Raw genomic sequence first — 14,832 nt, forward strand, 5'->3', positions numbered from 1 at the left:
ACAACTCCCCCTTACTTTTGATTTCTGCGCTGTCTTGCTGCCTCAAACATGAGGACGGAGGCCGCCACAGCGGCATTTAAGGATTCCACGCGGCCCTCCATGGGAATGCGGACATAAGTATCCGCCATAGCCGCAGTCTCATCGGTCAGTCCGTTGGCCTCATTGCCGATAAGAAACGCTGTATCCCCGGTGTAATCCTCCAGGTCATAGGCGTTCTTTCCCTTTAAGTGGGCCGCGAACAGGCGGACCTTTTTCTGCTTCAGTGTTTCCAGTGTTTCATGCAGATCCTCTGCATAGACAAAGGGCATGCGGAGCACAGAACCCATAGTGGAACGAATGACTTTGGGATTGTAGATGTCCGCAGTGTTGGCGTCCATCACGACTCCGGTCACACCGGCTCCCTCTCCCGCACGCAGGATGGTGCCCAGGTTTCCTGGATCCTGAATGGTTTCGAGCACCATGAGAAGCGCCGGTTTTCCAGTCTTCTGATTCGCCTCTGCCACCTCATCCAGCGTATAATGATACTGTTTTACAAGCGCCAGGATTCCCTGAGGTGACTGGGTATCGGACAGACTTTTAAATACCTCATCTGTCACCAGTTCGATGTGCTTTACGCCCTCCCGGAGTACCTTGCACTCCTTCGTTTTGCTAAAAGCTTCTGATATATATAAGGTGTGAATGCGGTCTTTTGGAATTTCCGAACACATGCGGAGTCCCTCTGCCACGAACAGTTCTTCCTCCCGCCTGGTCTTCGCTTTCTTCACCAGGGCATTCACAAACTTCACCTGTTTATTGGTTGTACTGCTGATCACGTTTTGTTTTCTCCTTTTCCGGCGTTATGACCTTTCATGGCAATTTGCCGGATTATGATGGCTGATTTTGATTTTCGCCATGTTCTGTAATGCTACTGGATTTTCTCTAAATCCTCCATCCAGATTCTTCTTGCCGCGTCACTCGGCATACGCAGATCTCCTCTCGGAGATACGGCCACGGAACCGACCTTCGGACCATCCGGCAGGCAGGAACGCTTGAACTGCTGGGCAAAGAAACGACGGTAAAATACATTCAGCCATTTTAAGATGGTCTCTCTGTCATATTCTCCCTCAAATGCCTGTAGTGCCATCCGGTAAATTCTGGAAGGCTTAAAGCCAAAGCGAAGCACATAATAAAGGAAGAAATCATGAAGCTCATAGGGTCCCACCAGATCCTCTGTCTTCTGGGAGATGACGCCGTTCTCCGGCGGAAGCAGTTCCGGACTCACCGGGGTATCCAGTACATCCAGAAGAACTGCCTTTAATTCTTCTTCACCGCACGCATCTGCGTAGTAGCGCACCAGATGACGTACCAGTGTCTTCGGAACGGAAACATTCACGCCGTACATGGACATGTGATCGCCATTGTAGGTAGCCCAGCCAAGAGCCAGCTCCGACATGTCACCGGTTCCGATCACCATGCCGCCCACCTGGTTGGCGATATCCATCAGGATCTGGGTACGCTCTCTGGCCTGTCCGTTTTCGTAGGTCACATCATGGACAGAAATGTCGTGGCCGATATCCTCAAAATGACGGGTCACCGACGCCTTGATATCGATCTCCTTTAAGGATGCCCCAAGCTTTCTCGTCATCTGACAGGCATTCTGATAGGTGCGGTCAGTGGTGCCAAAGCACGGCATGGTGATAGCATGAATCTGACTGCGCGGAATATTTAACATATCAAAAGCTCTTGCCGCAACCAGAAGGGCCAGGGTGGAATCCAGTCCGCCGGAAATACCGAGGACCACATGACTGCAGCCGGTGTGTTCCAGGCGCTTCTTTAAGCCCATGGCCTGAATGGTGAAGATTTCCTCGCAGCGGCGGCTTCGCTCCAGCTCGTTATGTGGAACGAAGGGACGGTTGTCGATATAGCGGAGCAGCTTTCCGTTCTCTGTGCCTGCCTCCTTCTGTGAAGAATCGTCCGAAGGCGCCAGGGAAAACCGGATGGTCTGGTAGCCGCTGCGGTCTGCCGCCGGATACGTGGTGGTACGGCGGCGCTCCGCGTTCAGGCGCTCCAGATCCATATCGGCCATAACTGTCTCCGGAACAAACCGTCCGGACTCTGCCAGGCGAGTTCCGTTCTCCGCAATGATATTGTGGCCGCCAAATACCAGATCCTGGGTAGACTCACCCTCCCCGGCGTTGGCATACACATAACCGCAGATGAGGCGCGCAGACTGGCCGCAGATCAGCTCCCGGCGGTAGGAATCTTTTCCGACCACCTCATCACTGGCGGAACAGTTCACAATAACTGTGGCGCCGGCAAGCGCATGGCGGATGCTTGGCGGGCACGGTACCCACACATCCTCACAGATCTCAGCTGCCACCGTAAGCTTCGGATTCTCCTTACAGGTAAACAGCAGGTTGGTTCCCATAGGGACCCGGGTGTCCAGCCAGTCTGTCAGGACCGGTATCTCCATACCAGGTGTAAAATGCCGCAGTTCATAAAACTCTGAATAGTTCGGCATATTGGTCTTTGTCACCAGGCCAAGGAGTTCTCCATCACAGATGGCTGCTGCCACATTGTAAAGCTTTCCCTCATGCTCCCAGGGAAGTCCGGCAAACAAAAGCATTTTCCGTCCCTTTGTGAAATCCACAAGATTCTTTAATTCTTCTTTTACCTGTTCTAGCAGGATCTCCTGCTGGAACAGATCGTTACAGGTATATCCGGAAAGGCACAGCTCCGGGAAGACCAGAAGCTCTGCGCCTTTCTTTTCATATTCTTCTATGATCCGGCAGATGGTCTCTCGGTTATGAACCGGGTCTGCAACCTTGATCTTAGGTGTAGCTGCCGCTGTGCGGATAAAGCCGTCTCTCATATCAGTTTCCTCCTGACGGAATGTGCACATATCAGATTTCATACTGAATCAGTGCATACTATTGCAGATAGTATATCATATCCTGCATCAAAAATAAAGCATGAGAAAAAGCCGTTTCCATTTACATTCATGACTTTTTCCTGTACAATGTCCTGTGAGGAGGGATAACCATGAGAGTATCAACCAAGGGACGCTATGCACTGCGCATGATGATCGAGTTTGGCCTGAATCCGGACCAGTGTACCAAGATCAGCCAGGTGGCCGCGCGCCAGGGCATTTCCGATAAATATCTGGAACAGATCGTTTCACTTCTTCACAAAGCCGGCTATGTCCGGAGTATCCGCGGAGCCCAGGGCGGCTATATGCTTACCAGAAAGCCGGAGGAATATACCGTCGGCATGATCCTGCGCGCTGCTGAAGGAAGCCTTGCTCCGGTCTCCTGCCTGGATGAAGACATCAACCATTGTGAACACGCCGGACGCTGCACCACCCTTACTGTCTGGGAGCGGCTGAAGGAAGCCATCGACAACGTAGTAGACAACACTACCCTGGCCGATCTGATCGAGGAGCAGAAAAACATGCCGGACGCAAACCTCATGTAGGCTTCATGTTTATGCATAATTATGCATAACTTTAAACAGGATATACACGGAAATCCTTCCTTTCCGCGCATATCCTGTTTTTATTTTTATCAGAATCCCATCCTGTCTTTTACGATCTGAGGAACCTCTCCTTTTTTGAAAAAGCTGCTGTATGTATTTTCCATATCATCTTCCTGTTCTGCTTTTCCTGTTTTACCCGATACCGTTACTTCTACCGTCAGATCATCCTCCTCATACATGAGATCATAGTAGAGCATCCGCTCATTGCGTGTGATATCGCCAAGGGCTTTGATCTCTTCCGGATCCGTAAACGTAACCGTCTGGTATGAATCTGAATTTGGCGCATAACCGCTCACGGTCACCGAAACGATCTTATCTGAAAGTGCTTCATCTTTCACAGAAACACCATACTGCCCAAGCAAACGGATGGTCTTGGTAAAGGACAGATACACCGGATAAAAATCCTGATCCCGCACATCTGCGCCGTAGTAGTAATTCCAGCTGCTCAGCGTGTCAAGCTCCGCGTTATTCCACCATGCAATCGCCTTTTCATCGGTCTCTGTGGTAAAGCGGATCAGCCCTACAGGCGTCTCCTCCTCCATCTGCTCCAGGCTCATGGCAGAAAATTCCTGCCGGTATACAGAAAGCACTTCGTTCCGCTCCTGGGCTGTCAGATTTTTCAGGCTCTGGTCTCCTTTGGAACGGCTCTGGCGGTAACGCACGCTGACAAAGGTATCTGCATCTGCCGCAAGAAGCGGATATGCTGCTTTCTGGTATTCCTCATCCTGAAAGAGCTTCTTGATCAGCTCGTAGTTCTTTGTCATGTTGATGCTGTAATTGCGGATAACCTTGCGTCCGCTCTTTAAGGTATAGGTAACGGTTGCCGTGGTGTAACGCACATTTTCGCTCTCGTCTGATGTTTCTACCGGAGCTGCCGTTACCTCAGCCGTTTCATAGGCCACTGCGTTTTCCCCTGTCCCACGCTGATCCCACTCGTTCCTGCAGAGACGGTTCTCCTCAATACCGGCTGCCGCAAAATTCAGAATGGTATCTACATCGGTGCTTTTCATATGCTGCGCCATGTAGATTTCCGATGGCGTGAACTCATAGCTGTAAAGCACCCGCTGTCCGTGTATTTCCTGATCGTCCACTACCTTTCCATAGGAAACCCAGTCATTCAGTCTGCCGATATCCACAGATGCATACGCTACTTTGTCTGCGGACGGAAGGTAGGTGTCATATCCGAATACATCGAACCGGAAGGAAAACAGAATTGCCAGTGCCGCAATGGTACTGAAGGCAAGCTGCTCCTTATGGGAAAACAGTTTTCTAAAGTCGAAATGATAAATGCTTTCGATCACACAGTGCGAGATCACGCTTCCGCAGACTACACCAAAAACCATCCAGCCGTTGGAGCGCTGCAGGGACCAGAAAAAATCCCCTATGCCAAGACCTGCCACCACCGTGATGAGCACTCGGATGACCGGCTGGCTCACTGCAAAGGCCATAGCCTTTCCTGCCGCCTCCGACGGGCGCTTTTTGTAAAGGAAGACTGCTGCCGCTATCAGGAGCAGCGACACGATCAGCGCTGCCGCCGCCACCATAACCACCGGCTTCTGATCTGCGTAGAGCGATACCGTATGAACATACTCCATGACCGGGGAAATCCGGATCAGATTTTCAAACACAGAATCGTCACCCGGATAATAATAGGACAGAAAAAAGCTCTCAAAAAAGGATTCAAACAGGCTGGCTGCGATCGGCATATAAAACATCAGCACCATGCTGCCAAAAAAGCCGATCACAAGATGACCGGTCATCAGGGACGCGATCACCACGGTTGTGTAGCAAAGGATGTAGTAGATCATGTGCAGTATATAGGCACTTACAGCTGTTGCGCACAGAGCATCCGTGCTCACACCGTTTGCCGCGCACACGATCACGGAAGCAACAAGAGCAAATGCGTACGGAATGGCCGGCATCAGGATGCCGTCTGCATAGTGGACCAGGAAGAGGATCTCCCGCCGTACCGGTATGCTATGATAAAAATCCACACGTTTTCCGGAGGTTAAATAGTAGAAGCTGCTGAGTCCGCAGACCAGAGAAACCACCACTACAAAGAAAACTGCCACTCCGTTTTCAAAAGAGATCCATCTTATGGACTGTTCCGAGAACCAGTGGAAGGCTTCCGCAGCTGTATTCCAGTCCCGGTCAGCCTTTCCTGCCATAAAAGCCAGAAAAACCGGATAAGCGAAAAAGCTTGCCAGAGCAATGAGGGCCGGCGCCCAGAGGCGGTTTTTCCAGTCCTCCCGCATCAGCTTAAAAAATAAGTTTTTTGACGTCATAACCGACTACCTCCGTTTCACTGATAAAAATCTCCTCTAAGGACAGCGGAATGGTTTCATAAAATACCGGATCCGCCTGCTGCATAACAAATTCCACCTGATTTAAACTGCCTCGTACCGTAAGGGTCAGAAGCTTTCCGCGCCGCTCCGTCTTCAAAATGTCAAGACCGGTAATATGCTCCGGCTGCATGCCCTCTTTTAATACGCACTGAACCTTGTGGAGATTCATCTTCATCTCATCCAGGTCACGGCTTAAGAGAATACCACCCTTGTGCAGAAGACCGACATGATCGCAGATGTCTTCCAGCTCCCGCAGATTGTGGGATGCAATGATGGGGGTCAGCTTCCGTTCTTCCATGTCATTCGCAAAAATGCTCTTGACCGCCTGGCGCATAACCGGGTCCAGGCCATCAAAGGTCTCATCGCAGAACAGATACTCTGTCCCCGCGCAGATACCGCACAGGATGGAAACCTGCTTTTTCATGCCCTTGGAAAAGGTGTTGATCTTGCGGTTTTTCTGAAGTCCGAAGCTCTTTAACAGAGAGTCAAAGCGTTTTTCGTCAAACTCCGGATAAACAATACGGTAATAGTTCATCATATCCTCCGGTGTCGCATTGCCGAAGAAATACTGGTCGTCGGAAATATAGAAAAATTTCCGTTTTGCCGCCTCATTTTCATATACATCCATTCCGTCTATCGTGATGCTTCCCTCGTCCGGCTTCAGGACACCTGCCGCCATCCGCAAAAACGTACTCTTTCCGGCTCCGTTGGTTCCAATGAGACCAAAGACGCTGCCTTCCCGGATCTGCGCATTGATATGATCCACCGCAAGGATATCGTCAAATTTTTTTGTGAGATTGGTTGCCTCTATCATACTGTTTTCTCTCCTCCAAACTGTTCCTCCGCCATGCGGACGAATGCTGTTTTGTCCATACCAAGACTTTTTGCCTCCACCGCAAGACCTGCTACCTTCTCTTCGAGCTCTCGGCATTTCTGTTCCCGGAGTCTGCTGATGCTTCCCACAAAGCTTCCCCGTCCCTTGACCGAATAGATAAATCCATTCCGTTCCAGTTCCGCATAAGCCCGCTGTATGGTGTTGGGGTTGATGGACAATTCCGTTGCCAGAGATCGGACAGAAGGCATCTGGCCGTCCTCTTCCAGAACACCGAGGATCATCAGCTCCTTTAAACGGTCTGCCACCTGTTCATAAATCGGTCGGCTGTCTTTATAGTCCAGATGAATCATTTCCCAGCTACGCCTCCTTTCTGTATAAGTGTATTAATTTTCTTAATACACTTATATCATGTCTCTTCCGGAAATGCAACCATATCTCACAAAATTTCCCATGTTTAAGATTTTCGGTTGTTGTTTACACGTTGTGCAAACAGCAACCGGATTTTGCCGATGCTACGCATTCCAAATCGGCAAAATCTGCTGCCACCACTGTATCATACGGAATTTTCAGTTCAGAAAATTCCTACCTACGGGATATAACGCTTTCATTCAGAATCCTGTGCGCGCCAGATCCCGGTAGAGGGCCTGATCACAGCTTAGATCCACATATCCGTCCCGGTCTGAGAGCAGCCCCGGCTCAAACTTCCGGCCAAAATCCAGATCATACACGTAGTAGGAAATCTCACCGCCCCAGTCCCGCATCAGAAGCCCCAGCAGATGAACAATGAGATCCTGCGCAGGCGCAGAGATTCCCTCCCCGCTCTTTAAGGTCTCCATGATGGTGACAAATTCACATTCATCCACCGGAGGCTCAAAGGCATCCGCCCGGCGGTAAACCGTCTCCGCCGGTTCTAGGCCGCAGTAAATGGTCATGGTATCCCCGCAGATCACATAGCAGTAGCTTTCCGGCTCCAGCCAGAATGTGGCTGCTCCCAACAGAACCTCCCGCACCAGTTCCTCCTCAATCTCCACTTTCCTCTCCTCATACAGCCTGGCAAACCGCCCCGCAAAACAGAGAAATTCCTCCGCCGACCGCAATCCTCCATAACGGAACGTATTTACAATGTGCATACCACATCCGCTCCGCACTGGACGCATATCGCAAATCAACATCCGTGTAACAAGCTTCTTTCCACTTTCATCCACATAAATCATTCGTCCTTTTTCCATAAAAAAATCCTCCTGTCATTTCCTTTTCGGTTATGACAAGAGGATAAAACAAACGTTCGAATTCGTCATTGGACAAATAGTCCAATCGAAACTGCACATCCATTCACGACGCCCGGCTTAACTGTCTCAGATAAGAAAACAGATACCGCTTCTCTCCAAAAGCTTCCCGGTAAAGCGGACTTTCCTGAGGTCCGGCCAGAAGTTCTTCCATGTGCACGCCCAGCAGGCGGCTTAAGGCATACAGATGATCCACAGATGGAAGCGTTTTCCCCTGAAACCAACGGTAAACCGGCTGCGGGCAGGAAAGCACCAGATAGTTCTGAATGTCCTGCACACTATAACCAGACTTTCGGATCTGATAGCGCAGAAGATTTCCGCTCTGCTTCAGATCCAGATTCGGGTAACCTTCCCGTCTCTCCATATCAGTTCACCTTCCTTACCTTTTATACCCTTTTGGTACATTTTCTGCCAGGATCCGAAGCAGCTCTGCTGCCTCCACCGGCTTTGCGATATAGCCGTTCATTCCAGCCTGCTCACACTGGTGAATGCTGTCGGCAGAAGACTGGGCTGTCATAGCAAGAATCGTGACTGTCCCTGCATCCGGATGCTCCAGCGCACGGATTCTTCTAGTTGCCTCCAGTCCGTCCATGACCGGCATCATAACATCCATCAGAATCACATCAAAACTTCCTGTTTCGGATTCCGCAAATTTCTGAACTGCCTCGGCTCCATTCCATGCTTTTTCCGTTTTCGCCCCTGCTTCCGTCAGATAAAATTCGGCAATTTCCATATTAATTTCGTTGTCCTCCACCACCAGGATCTTCATTCCGGCTGCATCAGTCTCTTCCGTCTTCTCCCTCTTCCGATTGCTGCAAGTCGTATCATCGAGAAGAAAAGGAAGCTGAAATGTGAAGGTCGTTCCCTCTCCCGGCACGCTTTCCACCTGAATAGAACCGTTCATACTTTCGATCAGGCCCTTGACAATCGACATGCCAAGACCGCTTCCCTTATACTGTGTCCTCGCATCTGCCTGTTCCTGTGTAAAGGGCTGAAACAGCTTATTTTTTACAAATTCTTTCTGCATGCCAATACCGGTGTCCGTAATCCAAAACTCATAAAAAGCCTGCTTTCCATCGCAGGAAAGCTCTTTTACATAGGTATCAATCCTGCCGCCCGGCTTATTGTATTTGATTGCATTGCTCAGAAGATTGACCATGATCTGGCGCAGATGCAGAGGGTTTCCGATCAGAGCTGTATGCCGAATTCCTTCTCTGTGTCGGTAATGCCGGATTCCGGTTTCCTCCAGCTGGGCTTCCACCAGAGAGGAAGTCTCGGTCATCAGATGCTCCAGATCAAAGGCTTCCATCATTCCTTTTTCCTGCTTTGTCTCAATGCGCCCCATGTCCAGAACATCATTGACCAGCGCCAGCAGATGTCTGGTGGACAGCTGGATCTTTCCAAGACATTCCTCGACCCGTTCCCGGTCATCCATGTTCCGTCGGATGATCTCCAGCATACCCATCACACCATTGATCGGTGTCTTGATATCATGGCTCATACGGTTTAAGAACTCCGTTTTCGCTTTACTTACCAGGTCTGCCTCCTCGTAGGCCACCTTCAGGCGCTCCTTCTCTTTCTGCTCCTTCTCATGGAAAACAGACGTATTCTTAAAGAGGATAATTCCGTGCACCACGGTCATCTCCCGTCCCACTTTTTCATCGTACAGCGTATCCTGTGACATCAGCACTGTCTTCTGCAGCCACTCCGGTTCCCCATTCGATCCGTTTTCCTGATACTCCACCGTAACCTGCTTAGCGCCATTGCGGAAACGCTCCAGAAGTTTTTCCGAAGAATCCACAATGCAGTAATTCTCCATGGTATCCTCTGTGATCCGCTCCATTCTGGATGCACAATATTCGTTATAAGAGCAGGGTGCCTGCTGCGAAATCCTGAATCTACTGCTGCCAGACGGAAAAAAGATTTTTTCCAGACGGTCATGTGTTAAGTCCACCGTGTAGACCGCCTCAGCCTCATCCATCAGAGCATCCACATAATTTCCATTTTCCAGAATGGACTGCTTCATCTGCTCATAATACCGGGTCAGCTGGACCTTCTCATTGGCTGACACCTGATTTTTGTCATGGAACGGCTCAAAACCAAAGATAAAATGATGCAGCCGTCCATCTTCCGTATTGTTTAAAAAAAGCAACGTCATGCGGCCTCTGCGCACCCTTTCGCCGTCCGTACACTGATACGGGAATTCCAGCTTTGCCCGCGTGCTGGTCAGCACCTGGTTCAGCGCCTCCGGCTGCAGCTTCTGGCGCAATGGTCCGCGTTCCACTCCCCGGGCCAGTTCCTGCACAATCTGCTCCACTGCACCGGTGTAGCTGCCTTCCTCCGCCAGAAAAAACTCGGAATCCGCACGCAGCACCCGGTACTGGTCGAGCAATGCATCGCAGTACAGGCAGTCCGAAAACGAATAGCCCTGCTGTTTGACTGTATCCAGCAGCCGGATATTTTCATTCTGCTTTTCCGCCGCTTCCAGCATCTTGGCGCGGTTCTTATCGACATACATATTCTTATCGGCCTGCCGGAACAGATCCCGCATGCTGCAGGATTCAAAATCCGATGAAATCGCATAACCAGCCGCATAGCTGATGGGCATCTCCGGATGATCGGCAGAATACTCCGCTGTCTGGCTCCGTACCTGGGAAAGGCAGGCTTCCACCGCCTCCCGCTCCAGTCCGCGGATCACGGCCAGAAACTCATCCCCTCCGTCGCGTCCCACAAAATGCTCCGACGGCATAGCCCCGCGCAGCTGCACCGCAAAGGAACGGATATATTCGTCTCCCTTCTCATGGCCGAGATTATTGTTGATGATACGCAGATTGTTTAAATCAAACACACAGACTGCAACCGTTTCCCCATCTTCCAGGAATGTATCATTGTCCAGAATTTCCTCACACTTATTTTTATTCGGAAGCCCCGTGGCCTCATCCAGATAAACCTTTTTCTGCAGAATGCGGTTCTGGGCCGCATAGCGCAATGCCTTAAATATTTCCATGGCAATCAGGATCAGAAGTCCTGCGATATCCGCGAAGACCACCTGCTCAAGCTGATTCAGTGCCGTTGCCTTTCTCTGGGAATAGGCCTCCGCAAGTCCGGTAGCCTCATCACAGATCCGGAAGAACTGCTCACTCTTTTCAATGATCTGCGTGTTTTCATAGCCATTTTCCCGAACAAGCTGTATTTCCACTTTCAGGGTTTCAAAATAATCCTCCAGCTCCTGCATCTTATCCTGGAATGCGGAATCATCCAGACGGACCAGGTTTAGATCATCACTTCCATAGCGCAGTCCGATTATGATCGACTCCACCTCCTCAAGCATCTCATCCTGCGGACTTTGCATGTTTTCCAGCTTGACCATGCGCTGCGTCGTGCCGCGCACCAGACCGGCGTAGTTTACCACCCTTGCTGTCCCCTGAATTTTCCCCACCAGAGACATGATACAGAAAAATAATACGATCAGCACTGTAGTCAGAACCGTCATGCACGCACGGCTTACATAAGTCAGTTTTTTTGCAGCGTTCTTTTTCATAGTTTTTGTCTACTCCATTCGTTTTAATTCAGGCAATACCGTGCAGAGCATGGTGATAAAGCACAGGCTGCCGCCGATCACATTTGAGACCGGTTCTGCCAGAAATACACCAGCAGTTCCCATATGCAGCGCATATGGCATGAAATAAGTCAGCGGAACCACAATAAACACCTTTCGAAGCAATGAGAAAAAGATCGCATAGGCCTTTTTGTTCAGTGATTTAAACGTGGTCTGTCCCATATACTGCAGATCCATGAAAATAAATGCCGCAAAATATTGTTTCAGGGCCGGAACCGCATCCTGCAGCAGAAGGGCATCAGAACTGAACACCCGGATCAGCGCACCAGGTGCCAGAATGATAACGCTCCACATTACCGCTGTATAGCCTAGGATCAGAAGTCCCATCACCACACCCGCTTTCCGCACCCGGGCCGGACGGCGCGCTCCATAGTTGTAGCTTAAAATCGGAGAAGATCCGTCATTGATCGCTGAAATCGGAGTTTCCACCAGCTGGCGCACACTGGATACAATAGTCATGACTGAAATATAAATATCACCGCCTGTAGCAGAAAGCACATGGTTGCAGCAGATCGTCACCAGACTGTTGGTCAGCTGCATGATAAAACCCGCCGTACCGAGACTGACGATCTCTTTCGCGTAGCTGACGGATCCTGCAAGTTCCGTCCTGCGCAGGAAGCGTACCTTCAGCTCCGCTTTTCCGGAAAGAAAATGCAGTACAAAGGCCGCTGACAAAAACTGGGAAATAACCGTTGCGATTGCTGCTCCGCGCACACCAAAGCCCAGAACAAAGATAAACAGCGGATCCAGAACCAGGTTGGCCGCCGCACCGATCGCTACGGAAAGCATGCCGGTCAGGGAATAGCCCTGGGCATTGATAAATGGATTCATACCCACCGCGATCATAGATGGCAGCGTACCGATCAGATAAAGCATCATATACGGGCAGGCATATGCCAGTGCTCCCTCTGACGCCCCGAATAATATCAGGATCGGCCGGATCAGCAGCATGCCAACTACCATCAGGATCACTCCTGTCAGGCAGAGCATGGAAAATGACGTATTCATGATGTCATTTGCTGTCTGTGTCTCCTTTTTCCCCCTGTGAATGGAAAATAACGGTGCGCCGCCGCTTCCGTACAGGTTCGAAAACGCCGTGATGATCACGATCAGTGGAAAGCAGAGTCCCACCGCTCCCAGCGCTGCTGTTCCCACTTTGGGGATACGTGCAATATAAATGCGGTCCACAATGTTGTAGAGCAGATTTAAAATCTGCGCCACCAGCATTGGAACCGCAGCTCCAAGGATGTTTCCGGTCACTGTACCATGTTCAAAATCAAGTTGTTTCATATCTCTTTCGTCCTTTTCTTTATTCCTGATTTAGAGTATATCATGGTCCGGGCTTCGTGAAAAGTATCCGCGCTGGTATCCGGTAAAATCACGGCCGCTTTCGTTTACTCCGGCAGACTATCCCGCACGCACAGTGCCCCATACCCCACCATCGGATTCGGATACTCCGAGATCCCCGGAAGTTTCTTTGCTCCTCTTCTCAGATATGCTTTTACCTTCTCCCCATACAAAAACGGATCATTTCCGTTTACAATTCCCCACTGCATGAGAAGCGCTGCTGCTCCGGAAGCCACCGGTGTTGCGAAAGAGGTTCCGGTAACAGACTGGTATCCGCCGTTTGCTGCCGGAGCCATGATATTTACGCCTGGCGCGGCAAGATCCGGCTTTATCTGGTTCGTCAGGCGGGTAAATCCCCGGCCGGAAAAATCCGCATAGGAATAATACCTGCTGTTATAGGCTCCTACGGTAATCACCTTAGAGGCCGTCGATGGAATCGTCAGGGTGGTATCCGGCGTCGGCCGCAGAAAACGGGTCGACGTATTCAAAATTCCGGCTGACGGAAGCCAGAAATCGTACCGGCCGCTTACCAGACTGACCGGACTTAAATAAAAGCTCCAGATTCCTTCCTCCACATAGCTGCCCTCATCCGGAATAAACTCAAAGTACAGCTCCTGGGCTGTGCTGTAGGGACCCGGTTGCCCGTAATACAAGAGGATCTGTGTTTTTCGGTAACGGAACCTGGCCGGGCCAAGCTTTTCTGAAAACGGCCCGAATCTCTCCCCAGATGGTGCCTGAAGACTAACCGTAAACTGATCAGTGTAAGATTTCCAGAGCTGGATGCTGAAGCTGCTTTCATAGGGAGATACTGTGAACTCCACTTTCTCCGTTCTTCGCATCTGCAGCGTCCCGGAGGTATGACCGCTTGATGCTCCCTCATTTCCGGTCCCTGCCAGAATCGTTGTTCTTCCATAGTTTCCAATATCATCCAGAAAGGTTTCCAGCAGACTGGTCCCGTCGTGGGAACCGTAGGTGTTGCCAAAGCTGATGTTGATGACCAGAGGGAGAAAACGCTCTGCCGCAAAGGAAACTGCATAATTGACTGCCCTCATGAGCTCTGTGGTCCTCGGAAAGCCCCCCGGGCGGGCGGTGCCAAGCTTCACCACCAACAGTTCACTCTCGCAGGCGATGCCGCGGTACATGCCAGATGCGGCGCTGCCTGAAAAAGCTGTGCTCCGTCCGCCGCCATCAGCAGTCTGTCCAGCTGCGGCCCCTCTGCTGTCTCCTGCCGCAATTCCCGCCACAGCTGTTCCATGCCCACTCAGATCCACGGATGGCACAATGTTCCGGGCTGCCTCCCGGCTGCCCTCCTCCAGTGCGCGGTTGATCTCCCTCTCCGTATAGACCCGATTCTGCGTCTGGTCCCAGAGCTCCAGAATCCGGGTTGTGCCATCTTCCTTCCGGAATGCCTCATGAAAATAATCAATCCCGGAATCGACAACGGCCACAAGCACTCCTTTTCCGCTCAAATATGGCGGTGCCTCTTGCAGCAGATTCACACAAGAGGCTGTCTTTGCCTGGTCAACGGCAAAGAACAGCCTCTTTGGTTTTTCAATGTATTCAATTTGCGGAAGTGCGCTGATGTACGGGATCAGGCTTTCTTTCACGGTCAGGATCGCATACTCGTTACGCATCTCCTCCACTGCAGCGCCAAGCTCCCGTGCCGCATCCAGGCTCCCGGAGTATTTTACGATCAGCTCCCAGGTTTGTTCTTCCGGGTTATAGCCGGTCTCCAGCTCCGCGGAACGGCTCCGTTCCTCCGCAGTAGTGTCCAGGGAAAGGTTTAAGAGATTTTCCAGTTTCTGGTTCACAGACATCGATCTACCTGCTCCTGTTTCCATTGATATCTCAATATACTTTATACGCTCTTACTCGTCCGCTGTTCCC

The 14,832-nt window shown here is 50.8% G+C and carries 11 protein-coding genes; 1 reads left to right on the forward strand and 10 read right to left on the reverse strand.

From position 1 onward, the window contains the following. Positions 1-11 precede the first annotated feature (11 nt). Together DWY84_RS11020 and DWY84_RS11025 are read right to left on the reverse strand one after the other, a co-directional pair. The gene (locus DWY84_RS11020; protein ID WP_118533238.1) at positions 12-812 is read right to left on the reverse strand and encodes an RNA methyltransferase; all 801 of its coding nucleotides are present in this window, start codon (positions 810-812) and stop codon (positions 12-14) included. 92 nt (positions 813-904) lie between these two features. Further along, complete coding sequence (locus DWY84_RS11025; RefSeq protein ID WP_118533240.1) at positions 905-2,851, reverse strand: NAD(+) synthase; 1,947 nt, start codon at positions 2,849-2,851, stop codon at positions 905-907. A gap of 170 nt (positions 2,852-3,021) precedes the next feature. Here DWY84_RS11025 and DWY84_RS11030 point away from each other — a divergent pair, with 170 nt between their 5' ends. Further along, entirely contained in the window at positions 3,022-3,453 is a 432-nt protein-coding gene (locus tag DWY84_RS11030) for an Rrf2 family transcriptional regulator (protein ID WP_118533242.1), read from the forward strand. 89 nt (positions 3,454-3,542) lie between these two features. Here DWY84_RS11030 and DWY84_RS11035 read toward each other — a convergent pair whose 3' ends face one another. The 8 genes from DWY84_RS11035 to DWY84_RS11070 form a co-directional block, all read right to left on the reverse strand. After that, positions 3,543-5,798: a DUF6449 domain-containing protein gene (locus tag DWY84_RS11035; RefSeq protein WP_118533244.1), complete on the reverse strand. Its 2,256-nt coding sequence runs from the start codon at positions 5,796-5,798 to the stop codon at positions 3,543-3,545. Next, complete coding sequence (locus DWY84_RS11040) at positions 5,773-6,672, reverse strand: ABC transporter ATP-binding protein (protein ID WP_118533246.1); 900 nt, start codon at positions 6,670-6,672, stop codon at positions 5,773-5,775. Before DWY84_RS11040 ends, DWY84_RS11035 begins: the two co-directional genes overlap by 26 nt. Next, positions 6,669-7,043 carry a GntR family transcriptional regulator gene (locus DWY84_RS11045; RefSeq protein ID WP_118533248.1) on the reverse strand — a complete coding sequence of 125 codons (375 nt, stop codon included), beginning with the start codon at positions 7,041-7,043 and terminating at the stop codon, positions 6,669-6,671. Before DWY84_RS11045 ends, DWY84_RS11040 begins: the two co-directional genes overlap by 4 nt. 258 nt (positions 7,044-7,301) lie before the next feature. Further along, positions 7,302-7,922, reverse strand: coding sequence for a hypothetical protein (locus DWY84_RS11050; protein WP_118533250.1), 621 nt, complete (start codon positions 7,920-7,922; stop codon positions 7,302-7,304). A gap of 103 nt (positions 7,923-8,025) precedes the next feature. Next, positions 8,026-8,343: a helix-turn-helix transcriptional regulator gene (locus DWY84_RS11055; RefSeq protein WP_118533252.1), complete on the reverse strand. Its 318-nt coding sequence runs from the start codon at positions 8,341-8,343 to the stop codon at positions 8,026-8,028. A 15-nt stretch (positions 8,344-8,358) separates the two neighbouring features. After that, entirely contained in the window at positions 8,359-11,520 is a 3,162-nt protein-coding gene (locus DWY84_RS11060; protein WP_118533254.1) for an ATP-binding protein, read from the reverse strand. Positions 11,521-11,529: 9 nt separating this feature from the next. Further along, positions 11,530-12,888, reverse strand: a complete 1,359-nt coding sequence (locus DWY84_RS11065) for an MATE family efflux transporter (RefSeq protein ID WP_118533256.1) — start codon at positions 12,886-12,888, stop codon at positions 11,530-11,532. A 104-nt stretch (positions 12,889-12,992) separates the two neighbouring features. Further along, positions 12,993-14,762, reverse strand: a complete 1,770-nt coding sequence (locus DWY84_RS11070) for a S8 family peptidase (protein ID WP_118533258.1) — start codon at positions 14,760-14,762, stop codon at positions 12,993-12,995. Positions 14,763-14,832 lie beyond the last annotated feature (70 nt).

This window comes from Clostridium sp. AF27-2AA (assembly GCF_003478505.1).
Classification (GTDB): Bacteria; Bacillota; Clostridia; order Lachnospirales; family Lachnospiraceae; genus Brotaphodocola.

What these genes read in the sequence shown, in the direction of transcription:
- DWY84_RS11025 (WP_118533240.1), bottom strand. Translation starts at nt 2,851, where the DNA reads ATGAGAGACGGCTTTATCCGCACAGCGGCAGCTACACCTAAGATCAAG.
- DWY84_RS11030 (WP_118533242.1), top strand. Translation starts at nt 3,022, where the DNA reads ATGAGAGTATCAACCAAGGGACGCTATGCACTGCGCATGATGATCGAG.
- DWY84_RS11035 (WP_118533244.1), bottom strand. Translation starts at nt 5,798, where the DNA reads ATGACGTCAAAAAACTTATTTTTTAAGCTGATGCGGGAGGACTGGAAA.
- DWY84_RS11040 (WP_118533246.1), bottom strand. Translation starts at nt 6,672, where the DNA reads ATGATAGAGGCAACCAATCTCACAAAAAAATTTGACGATATCCTTGCG.
- DWY84_RS11045 (WP_118533248.1), bottom strand. Translation starts at nt 7,043, where the DNA reads ATGATTCATCTGGACTATAAAGACAGCCGACCGATTTATGAACAGGTG.
- DWY84_RS11050 (WP_118533250.1), bottom strand. Translation starts at nt 7,922, where the DNA reads ATGGAAAAAGGACGAATGATTTATGTGGATGAAAGTGGAAAGAAGCTT.
- DWY84_RS11055 (WP_118533252.1), bottom strand. Translation starts at nt 8,343, where the DNA reads ATGGAGAGACGGGAAGGTTACCCGAATCTGGATCTGAAGCAGAGCGGA.
- DWY84_RS11060 (WP_118533254.1), bottom strand. Translation starts at nt 11,520, where the DNA reads ATGAAAAAGAACGCTGCAAAAAAACTGACTTATGTAAGCCGTGCGTGC.
- DWY84_RS11065 (WP_118533256.1), bottom strand. Translation starts at nt 12,888, where the DNA reads ATGAAACAACTTGATTTTGAACATGGTACAGTGACCGGAAACATCCTT.
- DWY84_RS11070 (WP_118533258.1), bottom strand. Translation starts at nt 14,762, where the DNA reads ATGTCTGTGAACCAGAAACTGGAAAATCTCTTAAACCTTTCCCTGGAC.